Annotated in this window: 17 protein-coding genes; 11 read left to right on the top strand and 6 right to left on the bottom strand. The window is 72.9% G+C overall.

What is annotated here, in order from left to right:
• Nucleotides 1-51: 51 nt before the first annotated feature.
• From rplM to glmM, 3 genes are all read left to right on the top strand, one after another.
• Nucleotides 52-495, top strand: a complete 444-nt coding sequence (gene rplM / locus O7614_RS29650; protein ID WP_088987625.1) for a 50S ribosomal protein L13 — start codon at nt 52-54, stop codon at nt 493-495.
• 20 nt (nt 496-515) lie between these two features.
• Nucleotides 516-983 (top strand): 30S ribosomal protein S9, encoded by a 468-nt coding sequence (gene rpsI, locus O7614_RS29645; protein ID WP_278141680.1) that lies wholly within the window; start codon nt 516-518, stop codon nt 981-983.
• 116 nt (nt 984-1,099) lie between these two features.
• Nucleotides 1,100-2,455 carry a phosphoglucosamine mutase gene (gene glmM / locus O7614_RS29640; protein ID WP_278141679.1) on the top strand — a complete coding sequence of 452 codons (1,356 nt, stop codon included), beginning with the start codon at nt 1,100-1,102 and terminating at the stop codon, nt 2,453-2,455.
• 18 nt (nt 2,456-2,473) lie between these two features.
• Here glmM and O7614_RS29635 read toward each other — a convergent pair whose 3' ends face one another.
• Both O7614_RS29635 and O7614_RS29630 read right to left on the bottom strand, forming a co-directional pair.
• A complete protein-coding gene (locus O7614_RS29635) occupies nt 2,474-3,220 on the bottom strand; it encodes an ABC transporter ATP-binding protein (protein WP_278141678.1) in 747 nt (248 codons plus the stop codon).
• 2 nt (nt 3,221-3,222) lie between these two features.
• On the bottom strand, nt 3,223-6,048 hold the full coding sequence (locus O7614_RS29630) for an FtsX-like permease family protein (protein WP_278141677.1): 2,826 nt from the start codon (nt 6,046-6,048) through the stop codon (nt 3,223-3,225).
• A gap of 92 nt (nt 6,049-6,140) precedes the next feature.
• On the opposite strand from O7614_RS29630, the gene O7614_RS29625 reads away from it, so the two are divergent.
• A complete protein-coding gene (locus O7614_RS29625; RefSeq protein ID WP_278141676.1) occupies nt 6,141-6,773 on the top strand; it encodes a PadR family transcriptional regulator in 633 nt (210 codons plus the stop codon).
• A gap of 9 nt (nt 6,774-6,782) precedes the next feature.
• On the opposite strand, the gene O7614_RS29620 is transcribed toward O7614_RS29625, so the two are convergent.
• Both O7614_RS29620 and O7614_RS29615 read right to left on the bottom strand, forming a co-directional pair.
• Nucleotides 6,783-7,976: a pyridoxal phosphate-dependent aminotransferase gene (locus tag O7614_RS29620; RefSeq protein WP_278141675.1), complete on the bottom strand. Its 1,194-nt coding sequence runs from the start codon at nt 7,974-7,976 to the stop codon at nt 6,783-6,785.
• A 99-nt stretch (nt 7,977-8,075) separates the two neighbouring features.
• The gene (locus O7614_RS29615) at nt 8,076-8,600 is read right to left on the bottom strand and encodes an MmpS family transport accessory protein (protein ID WP_278141674.1); all 525 of its coding nucleotides are present in this window, start codon (nt 8,598-8,600) and stop codon (nt 8,076-8,078) included.
• 817 nt (nt 8,601-9,417) lie between these two features.
• Between O7614_RS29615 and glmS the strand changes: the two genes are divergently transcribed.
• Entirely contained in the window at nt 9,418-11,331 is a 1,914-nt protein-coding gene (gene glmS / locus O7614_RS29610) for a glutamine--fructose-6-phosphate transaminase (isomerizing) (protein ID WP_278141673.1), read from the top strand.
• A gap of 4 nt (nt 11,332-11,335) precedes the next feature.
• Here the strand turns inward: glmS and O7614_RS29605 are convergent, their stop codons facing one another.
• A complete protein-coding gene (locus tag O7614_RS29605) occupies nt 11,336-12,928 on the bottom strand; it encodes an alpha/beta hydrolase (RefSeq protein ID WP_278141672.1) in 1,593 nt (530 codons plus the stop codon).
• Nucleotides 12,925-13,221 (bottom strand): hypothetical protein, encoded by a 297-nt coding sequence (locus O7614_RS29600; RefSeq protein ID WP_278141671.1) that lies wholly within the window; start codon nt 13,219-13,221, stop codon nt 12,925-12,927. Before O7614_RS29600 ends, O7614_RS29605 begins: the two co-directional genes overlap by 4 nt.
• A gap of 176 nt (nt 13,222-13,397) precedes the next feature.
• Between O7614_RS29600 and O7614_RS29595 the strand changes: the two genes are divergently transcribed.
• From O7614_RS29595 to ung, 6 genes are all read left to right on the top strand, one after another.
• On the top strand, nt 13,398-13,766 hold the full coding sequence (locus O7614_RS29595; RefSeq protein ID WP_278141670.1) for a holo-ACP synthase: 369 nt from the start codon (nt 13,398-13,400) through the stop codon (nt 13,764-13,766).
• A gap of 55 nt (nt 13,767-13,821) precedes the next feature.
• Complete coding sequence (locus tag O7614_RS29590) at nt 13,822-15,291, top strand: NAD(P)H-hydrate dehydratase (protein ID WP_278141669.1); 1,470 nt, start codon at nt 13,822-13,824, stop codon at nt 15,289-15,291.
• 80 nt (nt 15,292-15,371) lie between these two features.
• A complete protein-coding gene (gene alr / locus O7614_RS29585; RefSeq protein WP_278141668.1) occupies nt 15,372-16,490 on the top strand; it encodes an alanine racemase in 1,119 nt (372 codons plus the stop codon).
• Nucleotides 16,487-17,590 carry an alpha/beta hydrolase gene (locus O7614_RS29580; RefSeq protein WP_278141667.1) on the top strand — a complete coding sequence of 368 codons (1,104 nt, stop codon included), beginning with the start codon at nt 16,487-16,489 and terminating at the stop codon, nt 17,588-17,590. The genes alr and O7614_RS29580 overlap by 4 nt, the downstream gene beginning before the upstream one ends.
• Entirely contained in the window at nt 17,587-18,069 is a 483-nt protein-coding gene (tsaE, locus tag O7614_RS29575; RefSeq protein ID WP_278141666.1) for a tRNA (adenosine(37)-N6)-threonylcarbamoyltransferase complex ATPase subunit type 1 TsaE, read from the top strand. Before O7614_RS29580 ends, tsaE begins: the two co-directional genes overlap by 4 nt.
• Before the next feature lie 115 nt (nt 18,070-18,184).
• Nucleotides 18,185-18,886 (top strand): uracil-DNA glycosylase, encoded by a 702-nt coding sequence (ung, locus tag O7614_RS29570; RefSeq protein ID WP_278141665.1) that lies wholly within the window; start codon nt 18,185-18,187, stop codon nt 18,884-18,886.
• Nucleotide 18,887: the final 1 nt, after the last annotated feature.

The raw sequence follows: 18,887 nt of genomic DNA, 5'->3' as shown, positions 1-18,887 counted from the left end.
CTGGTCACCTCGGCGCGCGACCCCAGACCGACGACGAGACAAGGTAGACCTGTGCGTACGTACAGCCCGAAGCCGGGTGAGATCGAGCGTCAGTGGCACGTCATCGACGCCTCTGATGTCGTGCTGGGCCGCCTGGCCACCCACGCCGCCACGTTGCTGCGTGGTAAGCACAAGCCGACTTTCGCGCCGCACGTCGACACGGGCGACTTCGTCGTCATCGTGAACGCGGGCAAGGTTGCGCTGACCGGCAACAAGCGCCACACCAAGGTCGCTTACCGCCACTCCGGTTACCCGGGTGGTCTGAAGCAGGTCGGCTACGACGAGCTGCTGACCAAGCGCCCCGAGCGGGCCATCGAGCTCGCGGTGAAGGGGATGCTCCCGCACAACAAGCTCGGCCGTCAGCTGATCAAGAAGCTGAAGGTCTACGCCGGTGCCGAGCACCCGCACCTCGCGCAGCAGCCGGTGCCGTTCGAGATCAAGCAGATCGCGCAGTGAGCGCGGGCGAAGGAAGCAGCATGACCGACATCACCACCGAGACCGAGGTCGCCCCCGAGGTCACCGAGGCACCGGCGCCCGTCGCCCGCGCGCCGCGTGGTGACCGCCCGATCCAGACCGTGGGTCGGCGCAAGGAGGCCATCGTCCGGGTCCGTATCGTCCCGGGCACCGGCAAGATCACCTGCAACGGTCGCGACCTCGAGGCCTACTTCCCGAGCAAGGTGCACCAGCAGCTCATCAAGGACCCGCTGGTCACCGCCGAGAAGCCCGAGGCGTTCGACGTCATCGCCAACCTGCGTGGCGGCGGCACCACCGGCCAGGCCGGTGCGCTGCGGCTGGCCATCGCGCGTGCGCTGATCGTCAACGAGCCGGACGACCGCCCGGCCCTGAAGAAGGCCGGCTTCCTCACCCGGGACGCCCGGGTCAAGGAGAGCAAGAAGTACGGCCTCAAGAAGGCCCGTAAGGCTCCCCAGTACTCGAAGCGCTGATCTTTCCCAGCGCGTTGTACTTCTGACGGACGGCCGGTCCGCCTCCCCGCTCGGGGAGGTGGGTCGGCCGTTCCGCTTTCTCCTCACTGGTCGTGTTCATTCGGAGGTTGGCGGGTATGGGTCGGTTGTTCGGCACGGACGGCGTACGCGGGCGGGCGAACGCGGATCTCACCCCCGAGTTGGCGCTGGCGCTCGCCGTGGCCGCCGCGCACACACTCGCCGAGACAGACCGCAGCCACCCGCCGCTCGCCGTCGTCGGTCGGGACACCCGGGCCAGCGGCGAGATGCTGGAGGCCGCCGTGGTGGCGGGTCTGACCAGCGCCGGTGCCAACGTGGTACGGGTCGGCGTGCTGCCGACCCCCGCGGTGGCGTTCCTCACCGCGGAAGCCAAGGCCGACCTCGGCGTGGTGCTCTCCGCGTCGCACAACCCGATGCCGGACAACGGCATCAAGCTGTTCGCCGCCGGCGGTCACAAGCTGCCCGACGAGATCGAGATGCGGATCGAGGCCGCCGTGGAGGCCAACGCCACCACCGCCTGGGACCGGCCGACCGGTGCCGGCATCGGCCGGGTGCACGACCTGCTCGACGGCGCGGACCACTACGTCCAACACCTGGTCGGCGCGGTGCCGCACCGACTGGACGGGATCAAGGTCGTGGTCGACTGCGCCAACGGCGCCGCCGCCGAGGTCGCGCCGGTCGCCTACCGGGAAGCCGGCGCCGAGGTCATCGCGATCCACGCCGAGCCGAACGGGCTGAACATCAACGACGAGTGCGGCTCCAACCACATCGAGGCGCTGCGCGAGGCCGTCGTCGAGCACGGCGCCCACCTGGGCATCGCCCACGACGGTGACGCCGACCGCATCGTGGCGGTCAGCGCCGACGGTGACGAGGTCGACGGCGACCAGGTGATGGCGATCCTCGCGCTGGCCATGCGGGACGCCGGCACGTTGACCCAGGACACCCTGGTCGCCACCGTGATGAGCAACCTCGGCCTGCGGCTGGCCATGTCCGCGCAGGGCATCCGGTTGATCGAGACCAAGGTCGGCGACCGGTACGTGCTGGAGGAGCTGCGCGCCTCCGGCCTGGCGCTCGGCGGTGAGCAGAGCGGCCACATCGTGATGCCCGCACACGCCACCACCGGCGACGGTGTGCTCACCGGCCTGCACCTGATGGCTCGGATGGCGGCCACCGGCAAGTCCCTCGCCGAGCTGGCCTCGGTGGTCACCAAGCTTCCCCAGGTGCTGATCAACGTGCCGGTGGGCGACCGGACCGTGGGCGCCAACGCGCCGGCCGTCCGCGCCGAGGCCGAGCGGGCCGAGGCGGAGTTGGGTGAGACCGGCCGGGTGCTGCTGCGTCCGTCGGGCACCGAGCCGCTGGTCCGGGTGATGGTCGAGGCGGCCACCGAGGCGACCGCCCGCGAGGTCGCCGAACGGATCGCCGAGCAGGTCCGCACCGCGAGCCCGGTCGCCTGAGGTCACCTCCGGGCGGCGTCACAACCGCAGTTGGGTCGCCCGTCCGTACGTGTCGGCCGGGTCTTCGCCGTCGGTGAGGTCGAGGTCCTCGGTGACGCGTCCGTCGGTCAGCCGGACCAGTCGGTCACAGCGGGCGGCGATGGCCTGTTCGTGGGTGGCCAGCAGGATGGTCATGCCGTGCCGGTCGCGGAGGTCGAGCAGCAGGTCGAGGATTTGGCTGCCGGTGGTGGAGTCGAGGTTGCCGGTGGGCTCGTCGGCCAGCAGTAGGCCCGGCGCGCCCATCAGTGCGCGGGCGATGGCGACCCGTTGCTGCTGGCCACCGGAGAGCTGCGCGGGTAGGGCGCGCTCCCGCCCGGCCAGGCCGACCGCGTCGAGTAGTTCGCGGGCTCGTGCCGCGTGGTCGGTGCTGCCCCGGCGGGGGAGGACCGGCGCGATCACGTTGTCCAGCACGGTGAGCGCGGGCAGCAGGTGGTAGCGCTGGAACACGAACCCGACCCGTTGCCGGTAGCGGGCCAGCGCGGCACGGCGCAGCGAGGTGATCTCCACGTCGTCGACCGTGACGGTGCCGCTGTCGGCCTGCTCGATGGCGCCGATCAGGTGCAGCAGGGTCGACTTGCCCGAGCCGCTGGGACCGGTCAGCGCCACCACCGACCCGGCCGTGATCTCCAACGAGACGTCGTCGACCGCGGTCAACTGTTCAGTGCCGGTACGGAACTGCCGGTTCAGCCCGACAGTCCGGACCGTGCTGCCGGTGGTTGCCTCCATCGTCACTCCTCCGCGAGTAGCCGTGCGGTCGGGAGCCGGCGCAGCAACGCGGCCGGCACGAGCGCCGCCAGACAGGTGAGCAGCACCCCGCCGAGCGCCACGGCGGCAGCGACCATGATCAGGGCGGTCGGCAGACCACCCACCAGCCAGGCGGCCCCGGCGAGCCCGAGCCCCGCGCCGGCCACCGCCCCGAGCGTGCCGATGAGGAGCCCTTCGTAACCCACCAGGCGGCTCAGCGCGGCGTCCGTCCAGCCGACAGCACGCAGCGTGGACAACTCGGCGGCGCGGTCCCGGACGTTCAGGTACAGCACGTCGGCGACGGCACCCGCGCCCAGCACGACGGTGACGACTGCGGCCAGGGTGTCCGCACCGCGTACGTTCAGTGCGACGGTGTCGCCGAGCAGATTGCCGACGATCGCGCCACGGAAGGCGTAGGCGGCGGCGGTGACCAGGGTCAACGCGGTCAGCCCGATGGCCAGCGCTCCGGCCCCGAGCAGGGTGCGCCCGGGGGTGCGGACCAGGTTGACCAGGGCCATCCCGAACAGGTTGCGGGGCCGCCGCACCCACCGGGCCGGGGCGACCACGGGCCGCAGCGCGGCGGCCGGGTGCGCGCCGGCGGCCCGCAGCGCTGGGACCACGCCCGCCACCAGCGCCAGCAGCAGAGCCACCGGTACGGCGAGCGCTGCCTGACGCCAGCCGATCTCGATGTTCAGCGCGGCGGCCAGGGGGAACGCCAGCCCGAGGGCCAGCAGACCGGCGGCGAGCCCCAGCGCGGCCACCTCGCTGAGAACCAGCGCCGCGATCCGCCGGGCTGACCAGCCCAGGCAGGCGAGTACCGCCAGTTCGGGGCGGCGGTCCCGGACCGCGGCGGAGACCGCGTTGCCGAGGAACAGCGCGCAGACCACCAACACCAGCCCGAACAGAACGAGGCTCTTACGGTCGACCGCCTTGATGATGACCGAAGCGATCCCGAGTGCGGACCACGGCTCGGTCAGCCGCAGGTCGGGCCGGCCTAACGGGCCCGCCGGCAGCTCGACGGTCTGCGGGGCGGGAGACGAGCCGATGGTGAGGTCGACGTCCAACCCGGTCGTGTCGGCGATTCGCTCGGCGATGAGCCGGACCCGCTCGGCGGACCGTTCGGTGTAGCCGGAGACGTCGGCGACCCGGATCCGGATCGCGCTGATCGGCGCCGTCCGGCTGGGGCTGGGGCTGTCCTCCATCAGCTTCGGCACCGCCGCCAGGCTGGTGAGCAGCAGGGGCGGTGCGGAGACGTAGCCGGCCGGGTTGCCGCTCGGTTCCAGCGGCCGGCCGCCCAGCGCCTGGCGGCTGCGCTCGTCCGCGCCGTCGAGGCTTGGCGGCTCGTACGTCTCCAGCGGGAGCCGGGACAGGTCGCTGAACCCGCTCAGCTTCTCCGGATCGAAGATGCCGACGGTCCGCCAGTCCCGCACCTGGAGGATCGAGCCTGGCGGTTGCATGGGGACCGCGGTCAGCGGGCGGAAGCCGTTGTCGTCGGCCGACCACGGACGTCCGTCGAAGTTGTAGATGTTCTCGGTGCCGAAGGCCGTGGCATCGAACGGCGGTCGCGTGACAGCACGCAGAGTGCCGTCGGGGAGTCGGTCGTACTCCGGGGCACCCGCTTGAATGATCGTCTGCAACTCACCCCGGCAACAGCCGGTCTGGGAGATCCCCGCGGCCAGCAGGTCGCGGTACCCGTCGGCGATCGCGTACTCCTCGATCCCGACCTTGACCCCGGTGGCGCCGGACAGCGACTGCTCCAGGTCGGGGATGCTCAGCCCGGCGGGGCGCGCCTGCGGCAGCCGGGTGAGGGCGGACCGCACGGTGACGTCGAGGTAGGGGCGGCTGGTGCTCAACACCGGGATCAGCCGCTCGGGCACATGCATGGGGAGGTGGGTGTCGGTGGCCGTGTCGTCGGGCCGAAGAGCGCGGCCCTCGATCACCGCGTCGTCGAGGCCGACGAGCCGTTGCTCCGCGTCGGGGTCGACGGCGGCCAGCAGGAACGGCACCGTCACCCGGTAGCGGGCCACCAGTTGGTCGGTGGCGACGCGCTCGGCGCGGCCGGACAGCCAGCGGTTCTCTTCGAAGCGTCCGTCGGGCAGCAGTCGAACGGTGTCGACGCTCCAGTTCTCCCGCTCGGAGGTCCATCCATCGTTCGCCGACCTCACGATCAGGTGCGGGTCGCAGATCGGCTGGCTCCGGCCGTCGGGGAGCACCTCCCGTGGGACATCGCCGCAATACTGGTCGTACGGATACATCCGGCCGTCCGAGTACGGGATCGAGGAGGCGTTCGGGTCACCCCCCTCGGGGTAGAGCAGCGGGCGTTTGGTCACGTACACGTAGCGTGGACGGCTCGGGGCCGTGGAGAGCCCGCGCTCGGCGGTGAAGGTGGGGTCGAGCCGGATGACCTGCTGATCCAGGGAACGATCGACCGCGTCGGTCAGGTCGAACCGGACCGAGACGGACGAGGTCGAGTAACCCAGCATGGCGATCGGCGCGGCCACGTCGACGCCAGCGACCTGTTTCACCTGCTCGTACTGCGCCGGGGTGATGCCGCCGAAGAGGCCGGAGAGGTAGTTCGGACGGACCAGTCCACGTTCGACCTCCAGCGGCGCGCGTGCCCCCTGGGGACGGACGAGGATGTCGTAGGCGGCCCGGGTGTCGCGTTCGACCGCGCCGGTGACCTCGAGGCGAGAGGTGGTGGTGGCGCCGGTCAGGACAACGAAACCGGTGGTCGCCACCAGCACTCCCGCCAGCAGCGCCACCGACCGACCAGCACGGCCGCGTAGCTGCGCCCAGACGAAACCGAGCATGTCGCGCCTCCCCGTGTGCTCCCCACACTCTGCGCGTTACATTGTCACAATGCAAGACCTGGCCCATTCGGCCGGTGGGATCGGAGGAGACAGTGGCGATCCAGCACGCGGTCCTCGCGTTACTCGCGCGCGGCCCGAGCTACGGCTACGAGTTGAAGAGCGCCTTCGAGGCCGCCGCCGGCCCACAGTGGGGGCCACTCAACATCGGCCACCTATACCAGATCCTCGATCGGCTCTCGCGGGACAGCCTGGTCATCGCCGAGCGGCAGGCCCAACAGGTCAAACCCGACCGGGTGGTCTACCAGATCACTCCCGCCGGTCGGGCCGAACTCGGCCGCTGGCTCGACGAGCCGAGCCCGCGCAGTGGCGGCTTCCGGGACGACTTCTTCCTCAAGGTCACCGCCGCCGCCCGATCGGGTTCCGCGCAGACCGTCCGCACCGTGCTCAGCAACCAACGTGGCTATCTGCTTCGAGAGTTGCGCAACCTCGACGGGCTGCGCCGCAAGGCCGGCGACCCGGTGGTCGGGCTGCTGCTCGCCGCAGCGAGCCGGCACGTCGAGGCGGACCTCGCCTTCGTCAACGATGCCGAGGCGGTGCTGCTGGCCGACGGCGGCGCGTTGCTCGCCACCATGGCGGTCACACTGTCGGAAGTCACGTCGTCCTCTGTCGACGCTTCCTCGCCCCCATCGGGGGATGGCACCGGCCCGGCCCACGCCGCCGGCTGACCCCGCCGGTCAGCGACGCTCGGCCATACCGCGCAGTCGGGTGACCGCGTCTGCCAGCACCTCGGGGCGCTTGCAGAAGGCGAACCGGACCAGCCGCCGGCCCGCGTCGGTGTCGTCGTAGAAGACCTGCGTCGGCACCGCCACCACGCCACAGCGCTCCGGCAGCGACCGGCAGAACTCCACCCCGTCCCGGCCGCCGAGAGCGGTGATGTCGGCGGTGACGAAGTACGTCCCCTCCGAGTCGAGCACCTCGAACCCGGCGTCGGTGAGACCGCCGACGAGTTGGTCACGCCGCCGCTGGAGCCCGTCCCGGAAGCCGATGTAGTAGTCGTCCGGCAGGGCCAGCGCCACCGCGACCGCCGGTTGCAGCGGCGCGGCGTTGACGTAGGTGAGGAACTGCTTCACCCGCAGCACCGCCGAGACCAGCGTCGCCGGGCCGCTCGCCCAACCCACCTTCCACCCCGTGCAGGAGAACGTCTTGCCGGCCGACGAGATGCGCAGCGTCCGCTCCCGCATCCCGGGCAGGGTGGCCAGCGACACGTGCGGGCTCGCCGCGTCGGTGAAGACCAGATGCTCGTACACCTCGTCGGTGACCGCGTACGTGCCGAACTCCTGGCACAACTCGGCGACCACTGCCAACTCGGCCGGGGTGAAGACCTTGCCGGTCGGGTTGTGCGGTGAGTTGAGCAGCACCAGCCGGGTGCGCGGGCCGAACGCCGCGCGCAGCGCCTCCGGGTCGAAGGCGTACCGACCGTCGGCCGTGGGGCGCAGCGTCACCGGCCGGCGGACCGCACCGGCCAGTGCGATCGAGGCGGCGTACGAGTCGTAGTACGGCTCGAAGCAGACCACCTCGTCGCCCGGTTCGCAGAGCGCGAGAATGCTCGCCGCGACGGCCTCGGTCGCACCCGCGGTGATGACGATCTCGCCGTCCGGGTCGTACGCCAGGTCCTGGAATCGTTCCTGGTGGGCGGCGACCGCCGCGCGCAGGGCGGGGACCCCGGGGCCGGGCGGGTACTGGTTCTGCCCGCCGCGCAGCGCCTCGGCGGCGGCGGCCAGCATCTCCGGCGGACCGTCGGTGTCGGGGAAGCCCTGGCCCAGGTTGACCGCGCCGGTGCGTACGGCGAGGGCGGACATCTCGGCGAAGATCGTCGTGCCGAACGGCCGCATCCGGGCCACCAGCGGGTCGACATCGGTGCTCGTCACCTGCGCCAGCCTAAGGCCACCCGCGGCCCGAACCCCAGACCCGTCGCGCTCATTCGCGTTCGCCCGCCCTCGGGCCCGCTTGATCGGCCACGCCCAGCCTCACCGCGGCGTGCAGGAGATGCGGTAGTACCCCTGTTCCTTGATGACCACCGGCTTGCCGACGCCGCTGACCGTGACGGTGCAGTCGATCGGTGTGGCGTTGTTGATGTCGGGCCCGGTGGCCTCGACCATCACCCGACTCTGGCCGTTGGTGCGAATGGTGGTGCGCCACGGCAGTGTCGCGCCGTCGACATGCATGAGGTCACTCTCGGCGTCGTAGTACGCGATGTCCGCCGTACCCGAGCCGGTGACCTCGTAGACCACTGTGACCGGGGCCGGCCCCGACGTCGGCCGGGTGATCGGCTGCTTGCTCGGGGTCGGGGTCGCGGGGCCGGGCCGCCCCGGGACGGGTTGTCCCGGGATGGGCGCGCCCGTGGTGGGTGCGGCCCAACCGTCGTCGGGAACGCCCCACGGTTCCCCGGCGACCGGGTCCGAGCCGGGCTCGTCGAGCAGGAAACCAGCCGCGCAGAGGCAGCCGCAGACGAGCACGACCAGCACCACGAAGGCCGCGACGACGATCCCCACGATCCGGCCGGCGCTCGTGTTTCCGCCGCCGGACTGCGGGTGGCCGGGGTAGGCGTACGGCGGCGGATAGCCGTGGGGCGGCCACCCGGCCTGCGGCGGCCATCCAGCTTGCGGCGGCCATCCAGCTTGCGGCGTCTCCGCGGGAGGCGGAGGCCAGCCGGCATGGGCTGGCCAGCCGGCCTGCGGCGGCGAGCCAGCGTGCGGAGCCGAACCGGCGTGCGTCGGGTCCGAGGTCTGGGCCGAGTCCGAGGCGTCGGGCGTGGGCGGCGTCCAGGGGGACGCCGGTGGTCCGGGCGTCCAGGGCGCGGCGGGCGGTTGGGGCGTCCACTGGGTCGCCGGCGGGTGCGGTGCCCACGGCGCGGACGGTGGCGCCGGTGTCCACGGTGCTGGTGCCCACGGTGCCTGTGGTGCCCAGGGTTGGCCCGGGGCCAGTGGGTCGGGTGTCGGGAACTGAGCCGCCGGCGGTGCCGTCGGATCTGTGGCCGGAGAGCCCGCGTCCGGTGGCCCCGACGCGTTGCCGGCTGACGGGTCCGGTGGGGGAGCGGGGGACGGATCGGGCGGCGGGGGCGCCTCGGACATGGCTGCTCCGGACGGGATCGGGTATGGGACGAACGGGCCGAGGGCAGGCGCGCCGAACCCGCCGAGAGACTGTCGTACCCGAAGGCGTGCCGCAACCCCGTCCGTCCTGGGCCGGCTGCGGCCGGGCTGTGACGCTCGTCCCGTTGCGACCCACCAACCACCGATCGCTCAGATTCCGTGATTGATAACCCGACTTTCGAGCACCCATCATGAGTGAAACTGGGTTAGGCTGCGGGCCATGTGTGGAATCGTGGGATACGCGGGCGCGCGCCCCGCACTCGGCATCGTGCTCGACGGGCTGCGGCGGCTGGAATATCGCGGTTACGACTCGGCGGGCGTCGCGATCGTCTGCGACGACCAACTGTTGACCGAGAAGAAGGCCGGCAAGCTGGCCAACCTGGAGAAGGTGCTGTCCGAGCGGGCCGCCGACGACCCTACCTCCTGCGCGGCCAGCCCGATCGGCATCGGTGACGGCACCACCGGCATCGGGCACACCCGGTGGGCCACCCACGGCGGCCCGACCGACCGCAACGCCCACCCGCACGTCGCCCCGGACGGCCGGGTCGCCGTCATCCACAACGGCATCATCGAGAACTTCGCCAAGCTGCGTGCCGAGCTGGAGGCCGACGGGGTCCAGTTCGCCAGCGACACCGACACCGAGTGCGCCGCCCACCTGCTCTCCGCCGCGCTGGCCGACCTGCGCGCCGCCGGCCAGCCGGACAGCCCGCAGCTGCTCGCCGCCGGCATGCGGGTGGTCTGCCAGCGACTGGAGGGCGCGTTCACCCTGCTCGCGGTGGATGCCTCCGTGCCCGGCGCGGTCGTCGGCGCCCGGCGTAACTCCCCGCTGGTCGTCGGCCGGGGCGACGGGGAGAACTACCTGGCCAGCGATGTGGCCGCGTTCATCGAGCACACCCGGGAAGCGGTCGAGCTGGGCCAGGACCAGATCGTCCTGATCACCGGGGACAGCATCGAGATCACCGACTTCGAGGGCCAGCCCGCCGCCGGCAAGGACTTCCACATCGACTGGGACTCCTCGGCCGCCGAGAAGGGCGGCTACGACTGGTTCATGCTCAAGGAGATCGAGGAGCAGCCGCAGGCCATCGCCGACACCCTGCTCGGCCGGTTGACCGAGAGCGGCGAGATCGCCCTCGACGAGGTCCGCCTCAGCGACCAGGATCTGCGCGACGTCGACAAGATTTTCATCGTGGCCTGCGGCACGGCGTACCACGCCGGGATGGTCGCCAAGTACGCCATCGAGCACTGGACCCGCATCCCGTGCGAGGTGGAGCTGGCCAGCGAGTTCCGCTACCGCGACCCGGTGCTCGACCGGTCCACGCTGATCGTGGTGATCTCGCAGTCCGGCGAGACGATGGACACCCTGATGGCGCTGCGCCACGCCAAGGAGCAGAAGGCCCGGGTGCTGGCGATCTGCAACACCAACGGCTCGACCATCCCGCGCGAGTCCGACGCCGTGCTCTACACCCACGGCGGGCCGGAGATCGCCGTCGCCTCCACCAAGGCGTTCCTCACCCAGGTCGTCGCCTGCTACCTGATCGGCCTGCACCTGGCCCAGGTGCGCGGCATCAAGTTCGCCGACGAGGTGGGCGCGGTCGTCGCCCAGCTGCAGGAGATCCCAGGCAAGCTGCGCGAGCTGCTCGACCGGATCGAACCCGTTCGCGAGCTGGCCCGGGAGCTGAAGTCCGAGCCGACCGTGCTGTTCATCGGCCGGCACGTCGGCTACCCGGTGGCCCTGGAGGGCGCGCTGAAGCTCAAGGAGTTGGCGTACATGCACGCCGAGGGCTTCGCGGCCGGTGAGCTGAAGCACGGCCCGATCGCCCTGATCGACAAGGGCACCCCGGTGATCTGCGTGGTGCCCTCCCCGGTCGGCCGGGGCATGCTGCACGACAAGGTCGTCTCCAACATCCAGGAGGTCCGGGCCCGCGGCGCGCGGACCATCGTGATCGCCGAGGAGGGTGACGAGGCCGTCGTCCGGTACGCCGACCACCTGATCTACGTGCCGCGTACGCCGACCCTGCTGGCTCCGCTCGTCACCACCGTGCCGTTGCAGGTGTTCGCCGCCGAGATCGCCGCCGCCCGGGGGCACGACGTGGACCAGCCCCGCAACCTGGCCAAGTCGGTCACCGTCGAGTAGCCGCTCAACGACCCAACACGACCCGGGCCATCCCGTCCAGCGCGGGATTGCCCGGGTCCCAGTAACCGGCGTGGCCGCCCCGCCCGCTGTCGAAGACCCGGCCGCCGAACCCCGGATCCGACGGGTCGTGACCGAACCACAGCTCATGCCCGGTCCGGTCGGGCCAGCCGAGCGCGGCGGCCAGCGGCGCCGCACCCAGCAGGGCACGGCGGCCCAGCTCGTCCGCCGACCGGGCCGCGCGGATCACGTCATCGGGAGCGCTGCTCGCCCAGACCTCTCCGGGTGGCACCCCCAACTCGGCGGCGTGCGACGCGCCGACCCCGGGCGAGCCGACGAAGACCAGCGCGTCGGCGGCCAGCCCGTGCTCCCGCGCGGCCACACCCACCACCAGCGACCCGTAACTGTGCCCGAGCACGGTCTGCCGGGCCGGTGGCCCCTCGTGGGTGGCGCGCAGCCCCTCCTGGAAGCGGTGCAGCGCCGGGCCGGCGTCGCGTGCCTGGCCCGGCGAGGCGGCCTCGGTCAGGAGATCCGGAGCGTCATAGTCCAACCAGAGCACCGCCGCGCTGCGTTCACCCGGAGCGAGCGCGGCGCACCGGTCCAGCACCCGCGCCGCTCTGCCCAACTCGCCGGGGGCGTCGTCCAGGCCGGCGGTCATCCCCGGCACGTAGGTCAGCACCCGATCAGCCCGGTCCGGGTCGCCGAGTGCCAGCACCACCCGGCCCTCACCGGCCGGATCCAGCCCGAGCAGGTACGCCCGGGGCTCCCCGCCGGCCGCCAGTCGTCCGGTCAGCGCGTCCAGGCCGGCCAACCGCCCGGCCACCCCGCGCAGCCGGACCGACGCGAGCGGCGCGGGCGGCACCCGGGACAGCAGTGCTCGCCGCTCGGCCAGCAGTTCCTCCCGCCACACGCCGAGTTGCAGCCGGTTGGCCTGGTCGCGGGCGGCCACCGGCACGCCGTCCCATCGGCCGACCAGTGCCGGCTCGTGCCCGACCAGCCACCGCCGTTGCGCCGGTGTCAAGCCTGACCACCAGGCGTGGACCAGTGTCGGCGTGGCGTCGACGGCCGGTCGGCCCGGCGGTGGCGGGGACACCCAGCCGGTGCCGGCGGCCCGAGCCAGCTCGTCCAACCGGTCGGCGGCGACCCGGTCGGCGGCCCCCGCCCCGTCGAGCGCGTCCCGCAGGGCAGCCGCCACCCGGGCCGCAGCCAGACCATCCCGCTCGGTGGACCGTGCTCGCGCGGGATCGACGTGCACCCTGCCCGAGCGGTCCACGACCAGGCCGGCCGCCTCCGCCTGGGTGACCGCAGCGGCGAGCCGCGCCTTCGCCACCGTCAGCTTCCCGGCCAGCTCGGCCAGCACCTGATCGACCTCGATCAGTGCGGGTGTGACCGACGTCAGCTCGCCCCGCAGGTTGACGAGCCGGCCGTCCGCCGCCGTGGCTGCGCCACCGGACCAGCCGCCCCGCAACCGCCCGCCCGCCGCCCGCAGCTCATCGGCGCGACGCGCGACCGGCTCGGTCAACCCGACCCAGGCCACCCCGGCGGCCCGCCATCTGCTCGGATCGGCTGACCACAGTTGCCGGTAGCCGACGCTGGTCACCGGGGTAGGGCGGCGAACCGGTCGGCGGCCCGGTCGTCCACCGTCTCGTACGCCTCGGCTGCCGCTCGGACCCCGTGAGCGGTAACCGCGACCCGGGCACCCAGCCGGCAGAGCCAGGCGTGCGCGGCCGCCTCCAGCCCGGCCAGCGCGGCACCGGCCCGCCACTCGGGTGCCGGCACCAGCAACCCCGGTGCCCCCGAGAGGCCCAGCGCCAGCCGGTGCGCCTCGCCGTCGAGCGTGCCGGCGACCGCCCGCAGCTCCTCCGGCCGGACGACGAACGACTCGTCGGTCATGGACCCACCCCCCGTGGACGATCGACATCAACGCGTCGACGCTAGGCGCGTACCGGTGGCGGTCGGATGCCCTGTGGACAGCCGGCACCGGGCCGTACCCCGGCGTGTCCACAGGCATTGCCCAGCGCGGGCCCGACGGCTAATCTGCGGCCTCCGACCGCCGGTAGGGTGATGTGGTGATCGTCGCTGTCGGCATCGACGTGGTCCTGGTCGACCGGTTCGCCCGAGCGCTGGCACGGACGCCGCCGCTCGCCGACCGGCTCTTCACCACGGCCGAGCGGCACACCCGCGGCGGCTCCCCACGCTCGTCGGAGTCGCTCGCCGCCCGCTTCGCCGCCAAGGAGGCGGTGGCCAAGGCGCTCGGTGCTCCAGCCGGGCTGAGTTGGCACGACTGCGAGATCGTGTCCGACCCGGACGGCCGCCCCCGGCTCGCCGTCTCCGGCACTGTCGCGGCGGCGGCCCAGGCGCGTGGAGTCAACCACTGGCATCTCTCGTTGTCGCACGACGGCGGGATCGCGTCGGCCATGGTGGTCGCGGAACGGTGACGTCGGCTGGGCGGGCCGGTCAGGTCCACCCGCGAACGGGATGGGACACGGTGGCATGAGATCGGTGTGGCGGGTGGCCGACGTACGGGCGGCCGAGGCGGGGCTGATGGGCACACTGCCGGACGGGACGCTGATGCAGCGCGCGGCCGCCGGGCTGGCCCGTCGGGCCGCGCTCCTGCTCGACGAGCGCGGCGGGGTCTACGGCGGCCGGGTCCTGCTGCTGGTCGGTTCCGGTGACAACGGCGGCGACGCCCTGTACGCGGGGGAACGGCTGGCCCGCCGGGGCGTCCAGGTGTCCGCCCTGCTGCTCACTCCCGGGCGCGCGCACGCCGCCGGTCTGGCCGCGCTGCGGGCGGCCGGCGGTCGGGTGGTGTCGCAGCCGGCCGGCCCGGTCGACCTGGTCCTCGACGGGATCGTCGGCATCGGTGGTACGGGTGGCCTGCGGGCGAACGCGGACGAGGTGGTCCGACGTCTCGGCGAGCTGCGGGGGCGCGACGGCGCGCGCGCCACGGTCGTGGCGGTGGACGTGCCGAGCGGGGTCGCGGTGGATACCGGCCACGTGCCGCTGTCCGCGTCCGGCCGACCGACGGCGGTCCGCGCCGACGTGACTGTGGCGTTCGGCGCGCTGAAGCCCGCACTGGTGGTCGGGCCCGCCGCCGCACTGGCCGGGCAGGTGGAGTTGGTCGACATCGGCCTGCGGCCGTGGCTGCGCGGCACCCCTGCGCTACAGGTCACCGAGTGGTCCGACCTGGCCGACTGGTGGCCGGAGCTGGGACCGGCGTCGGAAAAGTACAGCCGGGGCGTGGTGGGGGTGGCAACCGGCTCGGAAACCTACCCGGGCGCCGCGGTGCTCTCCGTCGGCGGCGCTCTGGCCGGGCCGACCGGCCTGGTCCGCTACGCCGGCGGTGCCCGGGTCGAGGTGCTGCACCAGCACCCCTCGGTGATCGCCAGCGGGCGGGTCGCCGACGCGGGCCGGGTGCAGGCCTGGGTGTGCGGCTCCGGCCTGGGCACCGGCGAGGACGCGGCGGCCGAGCTGCGCGCCGTGCTGGCCTCGCCGGTGCCGGTGGTGCTCGACGCCGACGCGCTGACCCTGTTGGTGGACGGCTCACTCGCCGACCGGCTACGCGGGCGGGACGCGCCGATCGTGGTCACCCCGCACGACCGGGAGTTCACCCGCCTGTGCGGCGAGGAGCCCGGTGCCGACCGGGTCGGCTCCGCGCTGCGGCTGGCCGCCTGGATGAACGCGGTGGTGCTGCTCAAGGGGGACCGCACGGTGATCGGCACGCCGGACGGTCGGGCATACGTCAACCCGACCGGCACCCCGGCGCTGGCCACCGGGGGCACCGGTGACGTGTTGGCGGGGCTGCTCGGCTCGCTGCTGGCAGCCGGGGTGCCCGCCGACCGGGCTGCGGCCTCGGCCGCGTACCTGCACGGGCTCGCCGGCCGGGAGGCGGCCCGGGGAGGGCCGGTGACCGCGCCCGACGTGGTCACCGCCCTCCGCCCGGTCGTGGCCCGACTGGGCTGATCGTGCCGTTGCGGCCGGATCGGCGCCGGGGGACGTGCGTCGCCGCCCCCGGTGATCAGGGCGGAAAGTAGGCTGGGCGCATGTGGCAGGCCGAGGTACGCGTCGATCTTGACGCCATCCGCGAGAACGTGAGCAGGCTCCGCTCCGGCACCACCGCCGAGCTGATGGCTGTGGTGAAGGGCGACGGGTACGGCCACGGCATGCTCCCGGCCGCCCGCGCGGCCCTCGACGCCGGTGCCGACTGGCTCGGCGTCTGCACCCTCGACGAGGCGCTCACCCTGCGGCGGGCCGGAGTGACGGTGCCGGTCCTGGCCTGGCTGCTCGCGCCGGGGTTGCCGCTGCACGAGGGGGTCAGCGCCAGCGTGGACCTGGGCGCGGCCAGCCTGCCGCAACTGGACGAGATGATCGAGGCGAGCCGCGTCGCCGGGCGTCCCGCCCGCCTGCACCTGAAGATCGACACCGGGCTGTCCCGGGGCGGCGCGACCGTCGCCGACTGGCCGGCGCTGCTGGACGCCGCCGCGAAGGCGCAGGCCGACGGCCTGGTCGAGGTGGTCGGTGTGTGGAGCCACTTCGTGTACGCGGACTCGCCCGGCCACCCCACCACCGACCGTCAGCTGGCCGTCTTCCACGAGGGGCTGGCCATGGTCGAGCGGGCCGGCCTGCGACCGCGCTGGCGGCACCTCGCCAACTCGGCGGCCACCCTGACCCGCCCGGACACCCACTTCGACCTGGTCCGCCCCGGCATCGCCATCTACGGTCTCTCCCCGGTCGCCGGCGAGACGTACGGGCTTCGGCCGGCGATGACCGCGCGTGCCCGGGTGATGCTCACCAAACGGGTGCCGGCCGGCACCGGTGTCTCCTACGGGCACACCTACACGACGGAGGCCGACGCGAACCTGGCAGTGGTCCCGCTCGGGTACGCCGACGGGGTTCCCCGGCACGCGTCCAACACCGGGCCGGTGCAACTCGCCGGGGCGCGACGGACCATCTCGGGACGGGTCTGCATGGACCAGTTCGTGATCGACTGTGGCGACGACCCGGTGGCCGACGGCGACGTGGCGACCCTGTTCGGCAGCGGCGTCGACGGCGAGCCGACAGCCGACGACTGGGCCGAGGCGGTCGGCACGATCAACTACGAGATCGTCACCCGCTTCGGCAGCACCCGGGTACCCCGGGTCTACGACGGCGAACGGCCATGAGTTACCGCATCCCGCGTCCGCGTACCGCGGCGGGTCGGGTCGCCGGCATCGTCGGTGCCGCGGTGGGGGTCGCCGCGGCGGGCCTGGCGGCCGGCGTCGCGACCGAACGCACCCTGGTCCGCCGGCTGAAGGCCGACCCGACCGACCGCTACGCGCACGAACAGTTCGACGAGCAGCGGTACGACGAGGCGTTCCGTCTGGAGTTGCCGGACGGCACTGACATCCACGTCGAGGTGGTCGAGCCGACCCGGCCGGTGCCGGGGCGCCCGACGGTGGTGTTGGTGCACGGCTTCTGCCTGGACATGGGGACGTTCCACTTCCAGCGCCAGATGCTCGCCGAGCGCGGCGACTACCGGATCGTGGCGTACGACCAGCCCGGTCACGGTCGGTCCGGCCGCTTGGAGACCGGGGAGTACGACCTCGCGGTGCTCGGCCGGACGCTGCGCCAGGTGATCGACCGGACCGCGCCGGACGGGCCGCTGGTGCTGGTCGGGCACTCGATGGGAGGCATGACCATCATGGCGTTCGCCGAGTTGTTCCCGGAGTTGTTCGGTGACCGGGTGGTGGGCACCGTCCTGATGGCCACCTCGGGCGGGCTCATCGCGGAGACCAAGCTGGTCGCACCCGCGCTGCTCGGCCGGGTCGGCGGCCCGGTCCTCTACATGGTCAGCAACGCCACCCGGTACGGCGGGCCGGTGATCGACAAGGCCCGCAAGTCGACGTCGAACGTCGCCTGGCTGCTGACCCGCAAGTACGGCTTCGGCACCCGCAAGCCCAGCCCGGCGCTGGTGTCCTACGTGGAGACGATGAACTCCCGGACGTCGGCCGACACGGTGACCCGCTATCTGCGGACCCTGGCCACCCACTCGCGCTTTCCGGCGCTGGCGGCGCTGGCGGCGACCCCGGTCCTGGTGGTGGTCGGCGACAAGGACATGATCACCCCGGTGACCCACTCCGAGGAGATCGTCCGGCGGCTGCCACACGCCGAGTTCGTCAAGATCGAAGACAGTGGTCACGTGGTGATGCTGGAGCACGCCGACGAGGTCAACGCCGCGCTCGCGCGGTTCCTCGAGTCAATCGCAGAGCCGGAGGAACGGTGAGTCACGTCGTCAAGCTGCCGACCGTCGAGGACACCCGGGAGTTCGGCCGACGCCTCGCCGGGCTGCTGCGCGCCGGCGACCTGGTGCTGTTGACCGGCCCGCTGGGCGCCGGCAAGACCGCGCTCACGCAGGGCATCGGCGCCGGGCTCGGCGTCCTCGGGGACGTCACCTCGCCGACGTTCGTGATCGCTCGGGTGCACCGCCCCGACCCGGCCCGGGCTGGCCAGGTGGCTCTGGTGCACGCCGACGCGTACCGGCTGGGGGATGCCACCGACCCGCGCGCCGAGATCGACGACCTGGACCTCGACGCGTCCGTGGACGACTCGGTGACGGTGGTGGAGTGGGGCGAGGGCCTGGTGGAGCAGTTGGTCGACGCGCACCTGCGGGTCCGGATCGACCGCCGCGACGACGACACCCGCGTCGTCGAGCTGGACCCGGTCGGTGGCGACTGGGCTAGGCGCCTCGCCGACCTGGGCTAGTCGGCGCCTCGCCGATCCGGGCTAGTCGGCGCCTCGCCGATCCGGGCTGGGCCTTCCGGTGTCGTACCCGATGCCTAGAGTGCGGGGGACCGACCCGCGCTGTGAGAGGTTCCTGATGCCCGACGACGCCCCCGCCCTGGATCTGTTGGCCCTGCTGCCGGAGCAGTGGCGTGCCGTGCTCACCCCGCACCTGGACGCGCCGCGCACCGCCGCGCTCGGCGAGTTCGTCGCCCGCGAATACGCGACGCAGACCGTCTTCCCGCCGGTGGAGGACCTGTTCTCGGCGTACCGGCTGTGCCCGCCGCAGGCCACCCGGGTGCTGATCCTCGGGCAGGACCCCTACCACCGGGCCGGGCAGGCGCACGGGTTGAGCTTCAGCGTCCGCGACGGTGTGACCGTGCCGCCGTCGTTGCGCAACGTCTTCAAGGAGTTGGGTGAGGACGTCGGCGTTCCCAAGCCGCGCAGCGGCAACCTCGATGGCTGGGCCGCCCAGGGTGTGTTGCTGCTCAACGCGGTGCTGACCGTCCGCCAGGCAACCCCGGGCTCGCACGCCAACGCCGGCTGGGAGGAGTTCACCGACGCGACCATCCGGGCGCTGGACGCGGCACCGGACCGGGTTGTCTTCCTGCTCTGGGGTGGCTACGCCCGCAAGAAGGCCGCCCTGGTCACCAACCCGCAGCACGTGGTGCTGGAGGCCGGCCATCCCAGCCCGATGAACCCGCGTGGCTTCCTCGGCAGCCGTCCGTTCAGCGCGGCCAACAAGGCTCTCGCCGATGCCGGCCTGCCCACCATCGACTGGGAGCGCACCGCCGGCTGAG

This window comes from Micromonospora sp. WMMD961, from assembly GCF_029626145.1.
Taxonomy (GTDB): domain Bacteria; phylum Actinomycetota; class Actinomycetes; order Mycobacteriales; family Micromonosporaceae; genus Micromonospora.
Note: the sequence above shows the minus strand (reverse complement) of the source record. Positions and strands in the feature narration are given on the sequence as shown.